This window comes from Salinicola socius (assembly GCF_001937195.1).
Taxonomy (GTDB): Bacteria; Pseudomonadota; Gammaproteobacteria; order Pseudomonadales; family Halomonadaceae; genus Salinicola; species Salinicola socius.
The window spans coordinates 18,792-37,438 of the sequence record NZ_MSDO01000031.1; the positions used below are offsets into that span (position 1 = coordinate 18,792).

General features: G+C 62.1%; 14 protein-coding genes. 8 read left to right on the forward strand and 6 right to left on the reverse strand.

Going from position 1 to position 18,647, the window contains the following annotated elements; genetic code table 11:
- Positions 1 to 33 precede the first annotated feature (33 nt).
- The gene (locus BTW07_RS17825; RefSeq protein ID WP_075571516.1) at positions 34 to 1,026 is read left to right on the forward strand and encodes a J domain-containing protein; all 993 of its coding nucleotides are present in this window, start codon (positions 34 to 36) and stop codon (positions 1,024 to 1,026) included.
- A complete protein-coding gene (locus BTW07_RS17830; protein WP_075571517.1) occupies positions 1,019 to 1,432 on the forward strand; it encodes a hypothetical protein in 414 nt (137 codons plus the stop codon). The genes BTW07_RS17825 and BTW07_RS17830 overlap by 8 nt, the downstream gene beginning before the upstream one ends.
- A gap of 28 nt (positions 1,433 to 1,460) precedes the next feature.
- Here the strand turns inward: BTW07_RS17830 and BTW07_RS17835 are convergent, their stop codons facing one another.
- On the reverse strand, positions 1,461 to 1,676 hold the full coding sequence (locus BTW07_RS17835; RefSeq protein WP_075571518.1) for a DUF3820 family protein: 216 nt from the start codon (positions 1,674 to 1,676) through the stop codon (positions 1,461 to 1,463).
- Positions 1,677 to 1,881: 205 nt separating this feature from the next.
- On the opposite strand from BTW07_RS17835, the gene BTW07_RS17840 reads away from it, so the two are divergent.
- The 3 genes from BTW07_RS17840 to BTW07_RS17850 all read left to right on the forward strand — a co-directional run bounded on the left by BTW07_RS17840 (position 1,882) and on the right by BTW07_RS17850 (position 6,460).
- Positions 1,882 to 3,450: a BCCT family transporter gene (locus tag BTW07_RS17840; RefSeq protein WP_075571519.1), complete on the forward strand. Its 1,569-nt coding sequence runs from the start codon at positions 1,882 to 1,884 to the stop codon at positions 3,448 to 3,450.
- A complete protein-coding gene (locus BTW07_RS17845; protein WP_075571520.1) occupies positions 3,447 to 5,471 on the forward strand; it encodes a CocE/NonD family hydrolase in 2,025 nt (674 codons plus the stop codon). Before BTW07_RS17840 ends, BTW07_RS17845 begins: the two co-directional genes overlap by 4 nt.
- Before the next feature lie 83 nt (positions 5,472 to 5,554).
- A complete protein-coding gene (locus BTW07_RS17850; RefSeq protein ID WP_075571521.1) occupies positions 5,555 to 6,460 on the forward strand; it encodes a LysR substrate-binding domain-containing protein in 906 nt (301 codons plus the stop codon).
- Between the two features lie 12 nt (positions 6,461 to 6,472).
- On the opposite strand, the gene BTW07_RS17855 is transcribed toward BTW07_RS17850, so the two are convergent.
- Complete coding sequence (locus tag BTW07_RS17855) at positions 6,473 to 6,802, reverse strand: DHCW motif cupin fold protein (RefSeq protein ID WP_075571522.1); 330 nt, start codon at positions 6,800 to 6,802, stop codon at positions 6,473 to 6,475.
- A gap of 138 nt (positions 6,803 to 6,940) precedes the next feature.
- Between BTW07_RS17855 and BTW07_RS17860 the strand changes: the two genes are divergently transcribed.
- Complete coding sequence (locus BTW07_RS17860; protein WP_075571523.1) at positions 6,941 to 7,297, forward strand: hypothetical protein; 357 nt, start codon at positions 6,941 to 6,943, stop codon at positions 7,295 to 7,297.
- Positions 7,298 to 8,241: 944 nt separating this feature from the next.
- Here BTW07_RS17860 and BTW07_RS17865 read toward each other — a convergent pair.
- Positions 8,242 to 10,476 (reverse strand): mechanosensitive ion channel family protein, encoded by a 2,235-nt coding sequence (locus tag BTW07_RS17865; RefSeq protein WP_075571524.1) that lies wholly within the window; start codon positions 10,474 to 10,476, stop codon positions 8,242 to 8,244.
- 241 nt (positions 10,477 to 10,717) lie between these two features.
- On the opposite strand from BTW07_RS17865, the gene BTW07_RS17870 reads away from it, so the two are divergent.
- Positions 10,718 to 11,482 carry an SDR family NAD(P)-dependent oxidoreductase gene (locus tag BTW07_RS17870; RefSeq protein WP_075571525.1) on the forward strand — a complete coding sequence of 255 codons (765 nt, stop codon included), beginning with the start codon at positions 10,718 to 10,720 and terminating at the stop codon, positions 11,480 to 11,482.
- Between the two features lie 53 nt (positions 11,483 to 11,535).
- Positions 11,536 to 13,092: an alpha,alpha-trehalase TreF gene (treF, locus tag BTW07_RS17875; protein WP_244158443.1), complete on the forward strand. Its 1,557-nt coding sequence runs from the start codon at positions 11,536 to 11,538 to the stop codon at positions 13,090 to 13,092.
- Here treF and glgB read toward each other — a convergent pair.
- Genes glgB through treS form a run of 3 tightly spaced genes read right to left on the reverse strand, consistent with a single transcriptional unit; the run spans position 13,063 to position 18,647 of the window.
- On the reverse strand, positions 13,063 to 14,286 hold the full coding sequence (gene glgB, locus BTW07_RS20350) for a 1,4-alpha-glucan branching enzyme (protein WP_425272043.1): 1,224 nt from the start codon (positions 14,284 to 14,286) through the stop codon (positions 13,063 to 13,065). The genes treF and glgB overlap by 30 nt on opposite strands.
- Before the next feature lie 48 nt (positions 14,287 to 14,334).
- Positions 14,335 to 15,300, reverse strand: coding sequence for a GlgB N-terminal domain-containing protein (locus BTW07_RS20355; RefSeq protein WP_425272044.1), 966 nt, complete (start codon positions 15,298 to 15,300; stop codon positions 14,335 to 14,337).
- A complete protein-coding gene (gene treS / locus BTW07_RS17885) occupies positions 15,297 to 18,647 on the reverse strand; it encodes a maltose alpha-D-glucosyltransferase (RefSeq protein WP_075571526.1) in 3,351 nt (1,116 codons plus the stop codon). The genes BTW07_RS20355 and treS overlap by 4 nt, the downstream gene beginning before the upstream one ends.

The following is an 18,647-nucleotide window of genomic DNA, read 5'->3' on the forward strand; positions in this document are numbered from 1 at the left end:
CGACGTATCCGCCCACGTCGCCCGGAACGACCGATGGCCGTAGCCCGCTTCTCCCCCTTCGAAGCCCTGCTGTTGAAAAGCCAGAACCAGCGTCAGAGCGCCGAACTCCTGCTGCTGGCGTGGGTGTTCGTCAACAAGCACGAGGCCCTGGACGAGGATCGCCGGTATCTCGAGACGCTGGGCAAGCGCTGCCATCGCGAACGGGATCTCGTCACGTTGATGGAGATCGCTCGGCGCACCGATCTCGGCGATATCCAGCTGGCAGCCGAAGTGCTCGCGCGGGATAGCGCCGAAACGGCATCACTCTTTCTTCGTCAGGCGATCGCCCTGGCGACCAGCGACGGCGAGCTGAGCCTGCGCAACCACCACATTCTGCGCTTCCTGGCGGATCTGATCCGGGTGATGCCGGAAGATCTATCGCGCTGGTTTCTGGAAGTCACAGGTCGCCAGCTGCAAGCGCCGCCGGACCCGAGCCGCCGATCGTACTGGGCCTCGATCGAAGAAGACGCCGAGACAATAGAGCCTCAGGAAGAAGCACCCGCCCCTGACAACCAGGAGGCGCCCCGCTCGGCCTCTCGTCCCGGCTGGCGCCAGCGCGCCCGCGAGATGGCCGACCGACAGTGGCAGCAGAGACAGCAACGACAACGTCGCCGCGATCAGGAGAGGCAGCAAGCGCAGCAGGAGCGCCTCGATGCTGAGACGCGGGAGAAAGAGCGTCCAGCGCGTGCCGATCAGGAGCGAGCGAAAGAGCAAGCTCGCCAGCGCCGAGAAGAGCAGCGACGGCGCCAGGACCAAGCCCATGCCGAAGCCGCTTTTCACGCGCCCTATCGCTTTCGCATGGCGCTGATCGAACTAGAGCTCGAGGCCAACGCCTCTCCTGTCGAGATCAAGCGTGCTTACCGACGTCTGGCCCAGCGCCATCACCCGGATCGTTTCCACGGACAAAGCGAGTGGCGTCTGAAGCTTGCCTCGCAACGCTTCCAGCGCATCCAGAACGCCTACGAACTGCTGATGCAACATGCGTGATCTCTACCGACGACTCGAGGTCGACAAGGATGCGCCGTTCGTGGCCCTCTCCAGTGCCATGCAGCGCTGTGCCAACCAGGGACTGAGGGCCGATGCCACTGCCATATTGACCGTTTCCGAGCGGCGAGAGGCCTACGACGACATTCACGAGCTGCTCAATGCGCTCGGTAGTCTGAGGATCGGGCTGGGTCTGACCCACGCCCCTCACTGGCAGGGCGAACTGGCCAGCGATTTCACTCAACCGCCACCGGCCATATCGCGACAGCAGCAACTCCTGCACAAACTGGAAGCGGTGCTGACGCAACGGCAGCAGCGCTGGCGTTTCCGGCTCGGTCTGATGGCCGGTTTGACAGTGCTGTCAGGGCTATTGGTGGCCGCTTTCGTACTGGGCCGCTGGAGTGTCTGACCCTGTGACGCGCTAGCACGGCTCCCCCTCAAGACGAGGATCGCAGCGGATCGAGCAGCGGGCTCAGCCCGTTATGGTCGATCTCCTGCATCAGCGCCAGCAGACGCCCGATCTCGCCCTGGGGAAATCCTTCACGGGCGAACCAGTTGAGATAGGGGCCGGGCAGATCGGCGATCAACCACCCTTCGTACTTGCCGAACGGCATCTTGCGGCTGACCAGCTTCTTGAGGTCCTCGGGCTCCATTTTATCTCCTGTTTAAAATCAACGCGTTATTCTATATCGCCTGATAAGTCATCGTCTGGCGCATTGTGACTCAATGCTGTCATGCGCTCGGCGCATACCCTCATTCCCAGCTTGCGTTTGTCGCCCACCATCACTTGGACGGTAGAGTATGAACGCATGATAGCGGCGCATGAGCCGAACGATAATGATAACGGGAGACAGGGTAATGCAGACCTCACTGCGGCCGCTGGTGTTCTGGCCGACTTTCCTCGTGTTGCTGGCGGCAGTGGTCGCCAGCTACATCGATCTCGACGCTTTCCTGGCGACGGCCAGCGCGCTCAATGACGCCGTGCTCGACAACTTTTCCTGGCTGTTCAGCCTTGGCAGTCTCTATCTTTTGATCATGGCCGTGATCGTCTATTTCTCGCCGTTGGGCAGCATCCGTATCGGCGGGCCAGACGCGACGCCGCTACTGTCACGGTTGCGCTGGTTCTCGATCACGCTTTGCACCACGCTGGCCGTCGGCGTGCTGTTCTGGACCACCGCCGAGCCGCTCTACCATTTCATGAGCCCGCCGGCCTCCAGCGGGCTGGAAGCCGGTTCCGGCGATGCCATGCTGTTCGCGATGTCGACCATGTTCCTGCACTGGTCGTTCACGCCTTACGCCATTTACGCCGTGCCCGCGCTGATCTTCGCCCTTGCCTTCTACAACCTGCGCCTGCGTTTCTCGATCTCGAGCATGCTGGAGCCGATCTTCGGTCCTGGGGTGAAGCGCTTTGCAGGACTGATCGATGCCGTCTCGCTCTATGCGCTGGTCGCCGGCATGGCATCTTCACTGGGCACCGGCGCCCTGACCCTGGCTGGAGGCATGGGCCAATATCTCGGCGGCGAAACCAATCCGCTGCGCCTGGGTATCGTGATTGCGATCATCGTGGTGACCTTCGTGCTTTCGGCGGCCAGCGGCTTGCAGAAGGGGATCGCCCGACTGTCGTCGCTCAACGCCATCTTGCTCGCGATTCTCGGCGTGTTCGTCTTCATCGTCGGGCCCACCGTCTTCTGTCTGGCCCTGGGCGTGGAGTCGTTCGGCGTCTATCTCGACAATTTCTTCACCAAGAGCCTGTTCACCGGCGCCGCCGGCGACGACCAGTGGCCGCAGTGGTGGTCGATCTTCTACTGGGCAGTGTGGTTCGCCTGGGCGCCGGTGGCGGCGCTGTTCCTGGGCAAGATTTCACGGGGCTACACCGTTCGGGAGTTCCTGCGCGTCAACCTGCTCTACCCAGCGCTGTTCGCCAGCGTATGGATCCTGATCTTCTCGGGTACCGCGCTCTACTTCCAGGCTCATACCGACACTACCGGCGCCGATCTCTATGCCGTACTCAGCGATCGCGGCGTCGAAAACGTGCTCTACGAACTGTTCCGCCAGCTGCCGTTCTCGCAGGTGTGGATTCCGCTTCTGCTGTTCATCGCCTACATATCCTACGTCACCGCGGCGGATTCGCAGACCGACGCCATCGGCAACCTGTGTACTCGCGGCCTGACCGCCGACTCCGATCTCAATGCCGGCGTCCCGATGAAAGTGATCTGGGGATTGATCGTCGGCGTGGTCTCCTGGGTCATGGTCAGCTTCGTGGGAATCGACGGCATCAAGATGCTCTCCAACCTCGGTGGTCTGCCGGCCATGTTGATCGTGCTGCTAGCCACCGGCTCGCTGTGGGTCTGGCTCAAGCATCCCGAGCGCCTCGATGTCGCACCGAGCCGCTCGCCCCTTTCACGCACTGCCAAGGACGAGGCATGAAAATCAGACAGGACTTTCCGCACCGCGTGCGTGAAATCGAAAACCAGTGGATCGTGCTGGCCGACGGCACGCGACTGGCTGCCAGAATCTGGCTGCCGGAGGATGCCGAAACGACCCCGGTGCCGGCGATCCTCGAATATCTGCCCTATCGCAAGCGAGACGGTACGGCGGTACGTGACGAACTGACCCACCCCTGGTTCGCCGGCCACGGCTACGCCAGCGTGCGCGTCGACATGCGCGGCAACGGCGAATCCGACGGCCTGATGGAAGACGAATATGCCCCGCAGGAACAAGCCGACGCGCTGGAAGTGATCGACTGGATCGCGAAGCAACCCTGGTGCGATGGAAAGCTCGGCATGATGGGAATCTCATGGGGTGGCTTCAACGGCCTGCAGGTGGCCGCCCTCAAGCCCGAGCCGCTCAAGGCGATCATCACGCTCTGCTCCACCGACGACCGCTACGCCGACGATATCCACTACAAGGGCGGCAACATGCTGCTCGAGAACCTCGGCTGGGCGGCAACCATGCTGAGCTTCTCGGCCGCCGTGCCAGATCCGGCGCTGGTTGGCGAGCGCTGGCGCGAGATGTGGAAGCATCGCCTCGACAACATGCCACTGCTAGCCGAGACCTGGCTGAACCACCAGCACCGGGACGACTACTGGAAGCATGGCTCGATCTGCGAGAGCTACGAAGATATCGAAGCGGCGGTCTACATGATCAGCGGCTGGGGGGATTCGTACATCAATACGATCCCGCGGATGATGAAAAATCTCTCGTGTCCGAAAAAGGCGCTGCTGGGGCCATGGATGCACAAGTATCCACACTTCGCGATTCCCGACCCGGCCATCGGCTTCCTGCAGGAGGCGCTGCGCTGGTGGGACTACTGGCTCAAGGACATCGACACCGGGATCATGGACGAGCCCGAGTGCACATTCTATCTGCAGGATGGCGTACCGCCGGCGCCCAAATATCTCGAACGCCCCGGCCAGTGGGTGCGCACCCATGGCTGGCCCGCGCCAACGGATGAAATCGAAACGGCGACGCTGACCCTGAGCGACAACGGCCTGAGTGGTGACGGCGAATTGAGTACCGATCGCCTGATCGCGTCGCCATTGACCGCGGGTTCGCTGCAGGGAGAATACATTCCGCTGTGGTTCGGCGCCGATTTCCCGCCAGATCAGCGCCGCGACGACGGTTTGTCGCTAACCTTCGACTCCGCGCCCTATATCGATGGCCTCGACATCCTGGGCCAGCCGACGATCAACCTGTCGATCGCCAGTGCCGAGGATTGCGGTCAGTTGCACGTGCGTCTGTGCGATATCGCCCCCAGCGGCGAGAGCGCGCTGATTACCTACGGCACGCTCAACCTCAATCTCCGCGACGATCCCGGCAAGATCACGCCACCGGTGCCCGGCGAGCCGATGGACGTGCGGCTATCGCTGGATCTGATCGGCTACCGTTTGCCCAAGGGACACCGCCTGCGCGTGGCGCTCTCGAGCGCCAGTTTTCCGCTGGTCTGGTCGCCGAACAAGCGTGCCGATCTGACCCTCAAGGCGGGCCGGCCCGCACTGGAACTCCCGCTATTCAGAGCCGAGCCCATCCCGATGCCGTTCGAGCCGCCGGAGAGCGCCACACCGTGCCGGATCGAGACGCTACGCGCCGGTCAGCCCAGGCGTACGATCAGTGAAGACGTCGGCAGCGGCGAGGTGACAGTCTGCGTCGAGGATGACATGGGCGACGTCCGCTTCGAGGATCACGGCCTGCGCGTCGAACAGCGCGCGAAGGAGGTCTATTCGAGCCATCCAACCGAGGCCACGCGTACCCGCGCCGATATCGAATGGGTCTATCGTGCCAGCCGTGATGAGGGCGAGGGCCAGTTTTCGGTGGAGGTGACCAGCCGGTATCACCTGCACTGCGACGAAACGACGTTCTACCTGAGCGCCGAGCAGCGGGCGTTCGAGGGAGAGGCGCTGATCAGCGAAAAGTCGTGGGCGCAGGAGATTCCGCGTACCGCCATTTGACGGGGGAAAGCCTCGCGGCGGCCGGTATCGGGACGCGCCGTGTTATGCTCCGGAGCCGTGACTCTCTGGCTTCGGATGCCCGCATGCCCTCTCGCGATCCTCTCCCGCCGCTGTCCTGCCTCCGTGCTTTCGAAGCGGCCGCGCGGCATGGCAGCTTCACTCAGGCGGGTGGCGAACTCAGCCTGACCCAGAGCGCCATCAGCCGGCAGATCAAGCGGCTCGAGGACGACCTCGGTCGCCCACTGTTCGAGCGACACTACGATGGCCTGCGCCTGACCCCGGCCGGCGAACACTACTTTCGCGTCGTGCAACGGCTGTTACGCGAGCTGCGCGACGAGACCGCTCGGCTGCGTCGTCGCGGCGACGATCGCCAACTGACCTTGGCGTCCAGCCCGACCATCGCCTCGATCTGGCTGGCACGTCAGCTACCCGACTTTCAGCGCGCCCATCCCGATATCGAGATTCGCATTCTGACCGTGGAGGATCCACACCGCCTGGATCTGGCGGAGTTCGATCTTGGCATCTACTATCACGTGCACAATGAAGTGGATCCTCCCGGCGTATCGGCCGATGCCATTTTCTCACGGGAATCCGTCGCGGCAGTCTGCAGCCCGGCCTATCTGGAACGTCACGGCGCGATCCAAAGTCCGGCCGAGCTGCTCACTCGACATACGATGATGGTGGTCGAGGATCACTATCACGACTGGCTGACCTGGGAACTCTGGTTCCGGGAACTCGGCCAGGAATGGCAGCCGCCCATCCACACGTTGCGGGCCAACAGCTTTCAACTACTAATGAACGCCACCCTGGCGGGACAAGGCGTCACATTGGGCTGGATGCGATTGCTGGCGGCCGAGCTCGAACAGGGAACGTTGGTTCAAGCGCTACCGCAGGTGCTATCCAGTCGCGGTCATCTTTCTCTATTCACACCCGAACATCGTCATCTGACCGAGCCGATGCGTGCCTTTAGAGACTGGGTGCTTCGCTAGCGCCTCTGCAGGTCAGTCGACAACGAACAGTTTGGCGCCCACCTCCGTCGAGGACCGGTGCGCTTCTGCCTGATCGGCAACTTGATAGCTCTGGCCCGGCGTCAATCGAAAAATCCGGCCATCCTCCAGTTCAGTCACGAGCTCTCCTTCGAGGCAAAGCAGTATATGGCCCTTCGAGCACCAGTGATCGGCGAGATACCCCGGTGTGTACTCGACGATTCGGACCCGAACGTCACCGAAATGACGCGTTCTCCATAGTGCCTTTCCGGTGTCGCCAAGGTGCTCGGTCGGAACGATCGTCGACCAATCGGTCGTGCCAAACGGAATGTCACTGAGTTGCATGGGCTCTGTCTCGCGAAAAGGACGAGACTGCACGATGCCACAGCGGCGCACCCTCGTCTCGCAAACTGGATGGGGAATGGCGGGCTATTCCCGAATTCGAGAATAGCGCCGTCGGGGACAATCATAGTGGGGACTTATATGACCATCACCATTGGGAAGTGGATGCGACACCACACCGTCAAACAGCTGGCACGCTTGCTGCTGGAGCCCTGCGATCCCGCCAAAGGGCAAGTACCTTCCGCCACCGTCACCGCTGACATTCGGATGCTGTCGTCACCGGAACGCCAGCGGGTCGATCTGCTGGTTGCAAGAACCAGACGCATCGGTGGTTTGCGCGCTCATCGCCGCATTCCCTTCTTCCTGCGTCCGTTCATCGCTCTTCGCTGGGGGTGTTTCAATGCGTTCGGCCCTGAATTCGCGCCGCTGGCCTGGCTGACTCATGCTTACCTCAGAGATCTGCCGCGCTACAGCAACCACAAAACCCGGCGAGCATGATCCCCTTCTGGCCCAATGTTAGTCTCTTCGCCCTTTGACTGACGGTCCAAGGGAACATCGTTGCACTGTCCAAGAACCTGCAACGCTTCCTTGATCAGAAAAAAGAAGACCGGCAGCGCTAGCGCTGCCGGTCTTGATCCCCGCGTACCGAGATGCCGGCCCTGTTATCAGGCGCGATGTCCGATGCCGGATGTACTGGAAGGATTCGGTTCCTTTACACGATCCTTCGCTTCGGGCGGTGCGTTATCGCTACGGCAAAGGCGTAGCGCAACAAACAGTCCGAACGCGATAAAACCGATGATGAGACAACCCAGACTCAATAGACTCATTGCGCACCCCACGTATCAGATTCGTTATCTCTCGGGCTGAAGCGCAACATCGTCGAAATCAACGTTTCAAAGCTCGATGTCCATCATCCGGCCCTACCGACGCCAAGCTTTCCAATGGGCGCCGTCGTGTTTCCATCACAATCTCGTTCTTTACCCTATTCCTCGGACACCCTTCCTATCCGGGCAGGCAGTCGAAGGTTTCACGAACATGCGTCAAAGTTACATTCAGAATCACAAAAAATCAATAACTACTTTACGCTTACCTAATAACACAAATTATAAATTAACGCGTCACTATCGGCCATTAGCGATTGGTGGGCCAGACCAATGGCTATGACAGGCGTCGTTGCTCGTGATTACCTGAGGATCGGCCGCCTGTGCCGCTCGGATTCTGCTCGGCCGCAAACGAGCCGTATGGCCTCGCGATCGCGAGGCCATACGGCCCAAGGGGGTAAGTCTTGATTCGATCATCGAACTCTGTGCCGCGACGTACCATCCATTGTTGCAGTGGGCGATCCATTGTTGCAGAGGGCGATCCATTGTTGCAGAGAGCGATGAATAACCTCGATGGAAGCCTGGCGGTGTACCCGCTGCTGACTTGCCTTCAGAGCCGCCCTAGACAGGATCCGGTGCACCCGGTGCCGACACGGGTTCCGGCACCCCGGTAGCGCCGGAGGGGACCGGCTTCTGCTCCATCACCACGCTCATTCTCGGCATGGCCAGATCGATGCCCTGCTCGTCGAAGCGCTGCTTCAGGCGGAGATTGAAAGCTCTTGCCACGTCCCACTGCATGATCGGTGCGGTGCGCATTCGCACCCGCAGGATCGCGGCGCCGGCATCGAAACTCTCGATGCCCTGAACCTCCAGCGCCGACCAGATGTGATGGCGCATCATCGGATCGTTGCGCAGATCCTCGGCAATTCCGCGCACGATTTCGATCGCCTCGTCGATCTTCATGTGATGGGCGATTCGGATCCGCATCAACGCGATACCGAATTCGCGGGAGTAGTTCTGAATCCCCTGGATCTGACTGAACGGAATGATATGCACGATACCGTCCAGATCGCGCAACTTGACGGTGCGAATGCTCAACGCTTCGACCGTCCCCATATGCGTTCCGAGATTGACGAAGTCATCGATCGCCAGCGAGTCCTCGATCAGAATGAAAAGGCCGGTGATCAGATCCTGTACCAGCGTCTGGGCGCCGAAACCGACTGCCAGGCCGATGACCCCGGCACCGGCCAACAGCGGCGTCACGTTGACCCCCAGATTGGCCAGCGCAATGATCATCGCCGTCACGGCAATGGTCGCGAAGACGGTATTGCGCAGCAACGGCGTAATGGTCTGAGCACGCGCGCTGGCATTGACCCGCCGACCGTGGCGGCGACTACTGCGCAGTAGCGCATGCTTGATCGCGGTATCCGCGAGTATCCAGACCAGCCACGCCACCAGGAACGTCATTCCCAACCCGAACACACCCTTGGCGATCTGTTGGCTGATGCCGTCCGAATCACCGACGGCCCACAGTGACGAGCCCCACACCCGCATTGCCAGTTCGGCGAAGATCCCCCAGCTCAACAGATGGGCCAGCGTAAAGCCGAAGCGCACCAGCCGCGTCGCATACTCCGACGCGGGCTTTTCCCGCATGCGCTCGCTGCGTCGATGAATCAGCCCGGTGACGACCAGAGTGGCTATCATGAGACCGGCGGTCACCACCGCACGCAAAAACGCGCTGCGCGAGTTCTCTGCCGACAGGATCATTGCGATCAAAGACACCCCGACCATGATCAGAATCGGGATGTGCCAGATACGACTGAATACCCGGACCAGCTCGGTCGTTGCGCGGCGCTCCTGACGTTGTGAATAGGGGCGATTGCGAATCAGATGTCGAATGGGACGCCGGAATACCATGACGAAAATGCCCAGCAACGATGCGGCACAAGCGTTGGCGACCAGCGACACGAACGCCGTCACTCCCTCGCCAAGTGGCCCGGTCAGCGCTTCAGCATGGGCCGCGTCGCCCAGTGCGACGAACGCACCGAGCGCGAATAGCCAACGGCCACCGCGTTGGCGCAGTATCCGCAGCGCCGTATGACGATGACCGCTGCCGAACAGCGAGAAAACGATCTCACAGACCGCCGAGAAGACCGCACCGCAAAGCGTGGCGTAGGCCGCGACCATTGCCAGCGCCATGCCGATCGAGCCATTCGTCACCTGATGAACCGTCGTCAGCGCGACGACGAAGCCGATGGCCAACGGCACCACACGCCGGACGATATGCCGGATCAGCATCCAGGTCGTCGGATCCGCCGGCAGATGCCAGGGCAGGCCAAATTGAAGAACCGCCCAACGCCAGAGCATCGCCAGCAACAGCGTGACGCCGACCCACAGCGCCGTCACCCAGAGCAGATCCAGCACGATATTGGGCAGTTGCTCATGATGGCTTACCAACCCCGAAATGTCGTCGCCCGCCTGATCCGCCCTCGCCGACCAGTAGCGGATCGGGTTGTCGAGCCCGTCCGTCTCCAACGACGAAAACGATTGCGCCAACGCCCCCAGTAGCCCAGCCGAACCACTCTCCTGCCTGGCATCGGCCGCCGTGACGTCACGCAACTGCTTGAGATGGTCGAGCAGCGCCTGACGCTGATCGCCGTTTTCGAGCGTCGCGATGATCTGATCCAGCGACGCCCGCAATTCTTTCGAAGATGGCGCCGATGCCGCGCTCGCCTCGCTGCTCTGGCTACTGCTACCGCCCATCATCGAAGTCAGGGACTGGGCTCCAGCCGGGGCACTGATGGCCACGGTCAAGGCCAGAAACAACGTCCATCCCAGCTTTTTCAATCCGCTCACATTGACTCCCGTCTACCTCTCCATCGAGCCGTCGATGGCTTGTTGCGGACATCATGCTATCCAAGGGAACCTACGACAACGCCAAGCGGACTTTGGTCCTAAAGTCTAAGCTGCTCTATCTTCAACTGATACGTCTCGCGGCACTCTCATCGAGGGGTCGTCGTCGACTCGCAGTCTCCCGGAAAAGGGCGAACGAGAAATCGGCCCGTTTCGATCGAGACTCATGCACAAGGAGAGAACGATGCGCCTTTCAGGCAAAGTGGCTCTGGTCACCGGCAGCACCCAGGGCATTGGCCGTGCCGTTGCCGAACGTCTTGCCCAGGCCGGCGCCGATGTCGTCGTCAGCGGCAGCCGCCCTTCCGAACGTGCCGAAAAAACCGCAGCGCTGGTACGTGCTCATGGACGACGAGCCGCCATCGTTACCGGCGATATCAGCGACGTCGAAACCAACCGACGGCTGATCCGGGAGAGCGTCGAGGCAATGGGCCGACTCGACATCCTGGTCAATAACGCAGGCATGGAGATCGATGCGCCGTTTCTCGAGGTCAGCGAAGCCGATTACGAGACGGTCATGCATACCAACCTGAAAGGTGTCTTCTTCACGACTCAGGCTTTCGTTCGCTATCTGCGCGACGAGGGGCGCGGTGGTCAGGTCATCAACATGAGCTCGGTCCATGAGGACCTGCCGTTTCCCGGTTTTACCAGCTACTGCATGAGCAAGGGCGGCATGAGAATGCTGACCCGGAACCTCGCCATCGAACTGGCACCGCTGGGGATTACCGTCAACAGCGTCGCGCCCGGCGCGATCAAGACGCCGATCAATGCGGCACTCGACGAGGATCCGGAGAAGCTGCGCCACCTGCTCGGCAACATCCCGCTCAATCGGCTGGGCAGACCCGAAGATGTCGCCGGGGTGGTCGAATTTCTGGCATCCGACGATGCCGCCTACATGACCGGGGCTTCGCTGCCGGTAGACGGCGGCCTGCTGTGGCAGTATGAAGAGTAATCATGGCGCCATGTCGTCAACGACACGCTTTCTGCCAACCAGGGAAAAACGGCATGCTCGATAGTTTTCAGATGACGCCGGATAACGTTGACGCCTTCGAAGAAGCGGCAATTACTCCCTACGACCGTTACGGGGAATTGTTCGAAGCGGTCGCACTGGCGCATATCTTTCACGACTCCAAGACCTTCGCCGACTGCATTCCAAGGCAGCCCCCCGGGCAGATCATGGAAGCCTACGAGCAGCAGCGGTGGCAGGCGGGGTTTGATCTGGGCGCCTTCGTGGCCGATCACTTCTACAGCGACATGGTGCCGGGCAAAGGCTACGAGTCACGACCCGAGCATGATCTGGTCACGCACATCGACAACCTGTGGCCGGTACTCACCCGTAACTCCCGTCAGCATCCGCGGTGGTCGTCGCTGCTCGCGCTGTGCTACGACTACGTGGTGCCGGGCGGGCGCTTTCGCGAATACTACTACTGGGACTCCTACTTCATCATGCTGGGTCTGGCGGCCAGCAACCAAAGCCACCTGATGTGCGCGGTCACCGACAACTGCTCCGACTTGATCCTGCGCTACGGCCATATGCCCAACGGTAACCGCAGCTATTATCTGAGCCGGTCCCAGCCGCCGCTGTTCTCGATGATGGTCGAGCTGACGGAGCGACAGGGGCTCAGGGAAGCCATCGACTATCTACCCGCGCTGGAACGTGAATACGCCTTCTGGATGGATGGAGAAGACGACCTCGCCCCCGGCGAGAGTCATCGCCGCTGCGTGCGTCTGGGCGAAGACGCCTGGCTGAATCGTCACTGGGACGATCGCGATACGCCTCGCGAAGAGTCGTTCCGCGAAGACGTGGAAATGGCACGTCATTGCAGCCGGCCCGCACAAGCGCTGTTTCGGGATCTCAGGGCCGGCGCGGAGAGCGGCTGGGATTTCAGCGGACGCTGGCTGGACGACGTGAAGGACCTCGGTTCGATTCGTGCCACGCACTTCGTCACGCCGGAGCTCAATGCCCTGCTGTTTCATCTCGAACAGACGTTGAGCCGTCTCCATGCCGCCGTTGGCGACGACGGCAAGGCAGGAGACTTTCGTCGCCGGGCACTACGGCGGCGAGCCGCGATGGATCACTACCTGTGGAGCGATTCGAGAGGCGCCTACTACGACTACGACTTCACGCGTGGGCGAAGCAGCGTCCACCTGACCGCGGCCTGCGTCGTGCCGCTGTTCGTCGGCGCCGCCTCCGATGCGCAGGCGGAGCGGGTTGCCAACATCGTTGCCGACCGCCTGATGGCCCCGGGAGGACTCGCGACCACCGAAATCACGGATAGCGCCCAGCAGTGGGATCATCCCAACGGATGGGCCCCACTGCAGTGGATGGCGATCGAGGGGTTGCGGCACTATGGCTTCACCGAGCTCGCGGACACCTTGGCCGACCGCTGGCTGGACTTGGTCGAGGACCTGTACCGCCGTGAGCACAAGCTGGTGGAAAAGTACGTGCTCTACCCCGGCGCGGACTTTGCCGTTGGCGGGGAGTATCCGCTGCAGGACGGCTTCGGCTGGACCAACGGCGTGACCCGGGCGCTACTCGCCCGGCGCGCTGGGCATCAGTAACACCACGCCCAATGGCGGCAGCGTCAGCGAAAGACTGGCCGTCTGTCCGTGCAGCGGCGTGTCGAGGGCCTGGATCTGTCCCAGGTTGCCCAGATTGGATCCGCCGTAGCATTGCGCGTCGCTGTTGAAGATCTCCTTCCAACGCCCCAGGGTCGGCACGCCGAGATGATAGTCATAGCGTGCCACCGGGGTCATGTTGGCCACCACCAGCAGCGGCTCTCCGATCAGGTTCCAGCGCAGCCAGGCGAATACGCTATTGGTGCTGTCGTCGCCGACCACCCAAGTGAAGCCCTCCGGCTCGGTGTCGCGCTGGTGCAGCGGCGTCTGTTCCTGATAGAGCCTATTGAGATCGCCGACCAGGCGCTGGATGCCGGCATGGGCAGCTTCGCCGAGCAGCGACCAGTCGAGTTCGCGATCGTGACTCCATTCGCGCCACTGGCCGAACTCGCAACCCATGAACAGGAGTTTCTTGCCGGGCTGCGTCCACATGGTGGCGAGATAGGCGCGTAGATTGGCGAACCGTTGCCATTCGTCGCCGGGCATCTTGTTGATCAACGACCCCTTGCCGTGGACCACCTCGTCGTGGGAGATCGGCAGCACGTACTTTTCCGAGAACGCGTAAACCATGGGAAAGGTCAGTTCGTGATGCGCGTACGAGCGATACACCGGATCCTTGGCGATGTACTCCAGAGTGTCGTGCATCCAGCCCATGTTCCACTTGTAGGCAAAGCCCAGTCCGCCATCACGGGTCGGCTGGGTCACGCCCGGCCAGGCGGTGGACTCCTCGGCGATCACCACCGCTCCGGTCACCTCCTCGGCGACCACATCGTTCAAGTGGCGCAGGAAGTCGATCGCCTCGAGATTCTCCTGGCCCCCGTACTGATTGGGAATCCACTCGCCCTCGTTGCGCGAATAGTTGCGATACAGCATCGAGGCCACCGCATCGACACGTAGCGCATCAACGTGGAAGTGGCGCAGCCAGTGCAGCGCCGAGGCCAGCAGGAAGCCATGCACCTCACGCCGTCCCAGATTGTAGATATAGGTATTCCAGTCCTGGTGAAATCCCTCGAAAGGATGCTCGTACTCGTAGAGCGCCGTGCCGTCGAAGCGCGCCAGCCCGTGCGCATCGGTGGGAAAGTGGGCCGGCACCCAGTCGAGGATCACCCCCAAACCGGCCTGATGGCAGGCATCCACGAAATAGGCGAAATCCTCGGGCTTGCCGAAACGTCCGCTGGGGGCGAACTAGCCCAGCGGCTGATAGCCCCAGGAGCCGCCGAAGGGGTGCTCCATGATCGGCAGCAGTTCGACATGGGTGAAGCCCATTTCGAGCACGTAGGGAATCAGGTGCTCGGCCAGATCGCGCCAGCTATAGATGACGCCGTCATGTCCGCCATGTTTGCGCCACGAGGCGGCATGCACCTCGTAGGCACAGATCGGCCGGTGAGGGGCCTGATGCTCGCCGCGCCGGGCGATCCAGCCGGCGTCGTGCCAGGTAAATGGCCGGGTATCGGCGACCACCGATGACGTCTGGGGCGGCATCTCGCTGGCCAGTGCCACCGGGTCAGCCTTGAGCGCGATAGCGCCGTGCGCATCGATCAGTTCGTACTTGTAGGATTCCCCCGGCCCCAACCGGGGAAGGAAAATCTCCCAGACCCCGGCGGGATGGCGCAGGCGCATGACATGCCGACGACCATCCCAGCCGTTGAAGTTGCCGACCACCGAAACGCGCCGGGCGTTGGGCGCCCAGACCGCGAAGCGCACCCCGGACACACCGTCGACTTCCATCGGCTGGGCACCCAGACAGTGACCCAGATTGCGGTGATTGCCCTCGCCGATCAGATACAGATCCATTTCTCCCAGCAGCAGATCGAACGAATAGGGATCCTCGGTCTCCTGCTCGCCGCTTGGCCAGCGGATACGCAGCGTGTAGGGCGCGACATGGGGCAACCGGCCGGCGAACAGCCCCGGCATCTGGATGCCGCTCAGGCTGCAACGTCGCTCGCCGGTATCACGGTCGAGCACATCCACGCCCAGCGCCCCGGGGAGATAAACCCGCAGCAGACGGGTTTCCGTATTTTCCTCGCCGCAGCCATGCACGCCGAGTACGGAAAACGGATTGCCGTGACTTCCCCGAACCAGCGCTTCGGCGTCATCGGGAGACAACCAGAGGGCGTCATCCCTGCCGGTATTGACGTTCAGATCGGTCATTGGGACCCTCTCATGGACAGTTGATCGACGATTGCCACCAGACCGCGCAGCGGCACGCCCAGCCAGGCCGGGCGATTGGCAGCTTCGTAGGCGATCTCGTAGACCGTCTTTTCCAGCTCGAACAGTTCGAGTGCGGCACTGGCACCGTCCGACGAGGCCCAGCGATGGGCGATATCGGCGGTACTTTGCCAATAGGCCTCCAGGAAGGCGCGCCGACTGGCCACCATATAATGCTCGGCGACCTCATGGGTTACCTCGACGGCCCCTTCTTCACTCGGTTTGCCGGCAGTCGCTTCATCCATCTTGGCGCCGGCATAGTCGAAGGACCGCAGCATGCCGGCGACATCACGCAACGGACAGTCCTTGGCACGCCGCTCTTCCAGAGAGCGGGCGGGCTCACCCTCGAAGTCGATGATGTAGGCGTCGTCATGCGCTACCAGCACCTGGCCGAGGTGCAGATCGCCATGGATGCGAGTGAGCAGACTGCCCTTGGCCTGTCGCGCCAGCGGTTCGATGGCCGACAGCAGTATGTCGCGCTTGCTCAGAACTCGCTCGGCCAGGGCCTGATCGGCTTCCCCGGCATCGCCCTTGTGTCGTTCGAGCAGGTCGAGCGCCGTCACGATCTGTTCGCGGACGCGCTGCGACCAGGCGGCCACATGGGCGTCATCGGCCTGTTCCGGAGCGAAGTCGGGGTTGTCGCTTGCGGCGGCCAATATCCGATGCAGCTCACCCAGGCGCTGCCCCAGGGTCGTGGCGAACCCCTCGAGTTCGTCCAGCGCAGGGTGGCCATGCTGCTCGGCGCGGGCCTCGCCCTCCTCGCCCACCTCGCGAATCGCCCGCTCCAGGACGTTGCGCGTCCACGACCAGGCATCGCCCTGGTTGGCAACGAAGCCCTGTACCAGCATCAGAGTCTGGGACTCGCCATCGGCATTGTGACGCGCCACCTCGCCATACAGCGTCGGCACGTTGGCGAAGCCGTGTTCGCTCAGGTAGCGGCCGATCTCGGCCTCGGGATGCAGGCCCGGCTCCAGGCGCCGGAACAGTTTGAGCACCACCTGGTGGCCGATGATCACCGAGCTGTTGGACTGCTCGGCATTGCTGTAGGCGACATCGACATCCTCGGGCAGCTCCAGCGCGTCCAGTGCCGAGGTCGGCAGGAAGCGTATCTCGCCGTCGGCACAAGGCAGCTTCGCTCCGCTCCGCAGCAGATCGAGAATGCGCAGCGCGAAGGCGTCCAGCCCCAGCGCGTCGGTCAACAGGCCGACATCGCGCCCGCGCCGCACCCGTGCCAGGGCCAGTTGTTCGGCCATGGCGCCGCTGCGGTCGTCCTCGCCCAGAAACCCCAGCGGCAGCAGGTAACGATCATGCCCCTGGGAATGCTCGACCTCGATCTCGCTGAGCAGCATGTTGTGCCGAGCGTCCTCGATACGCACGGCGTAGAGCAATTTCACCTGATGGATGCGCGCCTGCTTGGCGGCGAACCAGCGTCGCTTGGGCAGATATTTGGGAAGCGCCTCGTTCTCCATCAGTCCACGCGATGGCGCATCGAGGATCTCTTCCAACTGACGCTTGATGATCAGCGTCACGTAATCCGGCATCGGCTCGGGTGCCGGCACATGCCACTCGGGCATCGCGGTCTTGGGCGCCAGCAGGAACCAGTAGAAGCCGTAGGGGGGCAGCGTCAGCAGATACGACAGCTTGCCGATCGGCGGAAAAGCGCTGCCGCCGACCATCTCCACCGGCACCTGGCCAGCGAAGGCCGACAGGTCTAGCTCCACCGCCTGAGCGTTGCGCGCCACGTTGGCCACGCACAACAGCACTTCACTGTCACCATTATCGAGGACGAGCTCACGCAGATAGGCGAGGATATGCCGGTTGGCCGGATAGAGCGGCTGCATGGTGCCACGGCTGAACACGCGATGCTGACTGCGTACCGCCAGCAGGCGACGCATGCTGTTGAGCAGCGAGTGCGGGTCACGCGTCTGGGCCTCGACGTTGACCGACTGGAAGCCGTACAGCGGATCCATTACCGCCGGCAGCACCAGCTTGGCCGGGTCGGCTCGCGAAAAGCCGCCGTTGCGGTCCATCGACCACTGCATCGGTGTGCGCACGCCATCACGATCGCCCAGATAGATGTTGTCGCCCATGCCGATCTCGTCGCCGTAATAGAGTACCGGCGTGCCCGGCATCGACAGCAGCAGGCTGTTGAGCAGTTCGATGCGGCGCCGGTCGCGTTCGAGCAGCGGCGCCAAGCGCCGGCGGATACCGAGGTTGATACGCGCGCGACGATCGGTAGCGTAGTGACTCCAGAGATAGTCCCGTTCCTTGTCGGTGACCATCTCCAGGGTCAGCTCGTCATGATTGCGCAGAAAGATCGCCCACTGACAGTTGGGGGGAATCTCCGGTGTCTGGCGCAGAATGTCGGTGATCGGGAAGCGATCCTCCCGGGCCAGCGCCATGTACATGCGTGGCATCAACGGAAAGTGGAAAGCCATGTGGCATTCGTCGCCTTCGCCATTCTCGTTGCCGCCAAAGTAGGGCCGCGTATCCTCCGGCCACTGGTTGGCCTCGGCGAGCAGCATGCGATCGGGATAGCGCTCATCGAGAGCCGCGCGGATCTTCTTGAGAACGACGTGCGTCTCGGGCAGGTTCTCGTTGTTGGTGCCCTCGCGCTCGACCAGATAGGGAATCGCGTCCAGACGCAGGCCGTCGACACCCATGTCCAGCCAGTACGCCATCACCTTGAGCACTTCATCGAGCACTTGCGGATTGTCGAAGTTCAGGTCCGGCTGGTGGGAGTAGAAGCGGTGCCAGAAGTAGGCCTTGGCCACCGGATCCCAGGTCCAGTTGGAGGACTCGGTGTCGAGAAAGATGATACGTGTCCCGGGATACTTCTGGTCGCTATCCGACCATACGTAAAAGTCTCTCTCCGGCGAGCCGGGTGCCGCGTGACGCGCGCGCTGGAACCATTCGTGCTGGTCGGAGGTGTGGTTGATGACCAGCTCGGTGATCACCCTCAGGCCACGCTGGTGCGCCTCGCTGATGAAGCGCTTGGCATCCTCGAGAGTGCCGTAATCCGGGCTGACGCCAGTGTACTCGGCGATGTCATAACCATCGTCCCGGCGCGGCGACGGGTAGAACGGCAGGACCCAGAGCGTATTCACGCCGAGGCTGACGATGTAATCGAGCTTATCGATCAGCCCCAGGAAGTCGCCGATGCCATCATCGTTGGCGTCGAAGAACGACTTGACGTGGACCTGATAGATCACCGCATCCTTGTACCATAGCGGGTCTTCGAGAAAGTCGATGGCCTCGACGGCGTGGGATTCGCTGCTGGCATCCATCAT

Excerpts from the sequence above, each read along its gene's own strand:
- BTW07_RS17825 (WP_075571516.1), top strand. The coding sequence starts at position 34 with ATGGCCGTAGCCCGCTTCTCCCCCTTCGAAGCCCTGCTGTTGAAAAGC.
- BTW07_RS17830 (WP_075571517.1), top strand. The coding sequence starts at position 1,019 with ATGCGTGATCTCTACCGACGACTCGAGGTCGACAAGGATGCGCCGTTC.
- BTW07_RS17835 (WP_075571518.1), bottom strand. The coding sequence starts at position 1,676 with ATGGAGCCCGAGGACCTCAAGAAGCTGGTCAGCCGCAAGATGCCGTTC.
- BTW07_RS17840 (WP_075571519.1), top strand. The coding sequence starts at position 1,882 with ATGCAGACCTCACTGCGGCCGCTGGTGTTCTGGCCGACTTTCCTCGTG.
- BTW07_RS17845 (WP_075571520.1), top strand. The coding sequence starts at position 3,447 with ATGAAAATCAGACAGGACTTTCCGCACCGCGTGCGTGAAATCGAAAAC.
- BTW07_RS17850 (WP_075571521.1), top strand. The coding sequence starts at position 5,555 with ATGCCCTCTCGCGATCCTCTCCCGCCGCTGTCCTGCCTCCGTGCTTTC.
- BTW07_RS17855 (WP_075571522.1), bottom strand. The coding sequence starts at position 6,802 with ATGCAACTCAGTGACATTCCGTTTGGCACGACCGATTGGTCGACGATC.
- BTW07_RS17860 (WP_075571523.1), top strand. The coding sequence starts at position 6,941 with ATGACCATCACCATTGGGAAGTGGATGCGACACCACACCGTCAAACAG.
- BTW07_RS17870 (WP_075571525.1), top strand. The coding sequence starts at position 10,718 with ATGCGCCTTTCAGGCAAAGTGGCTCTGGTCACCGGCAGCACCCAGGGC.
- treF (WP_244158443.1), top strand. The coding sequence starts at position 11,536 with ATGCTCGATAGTTTTCAGATGACGCCGGATAACGTTGACGCCTTCGAA.
- BTW07_RS20355 (WP_425272044.1), bottom strand. The coding sequence starts at position 15,300 with ATGACCGATCTGAACGTCAATACCGGCAGGGATGACGCCCTCTGGTTG.
- treS (WP_075571526.1), bottom strand. The coding sequence starts at position 18,647 with ATGATGGATGCCAGCAGCGAATCCCACGCCGTCGAGGCCATCGACTTT.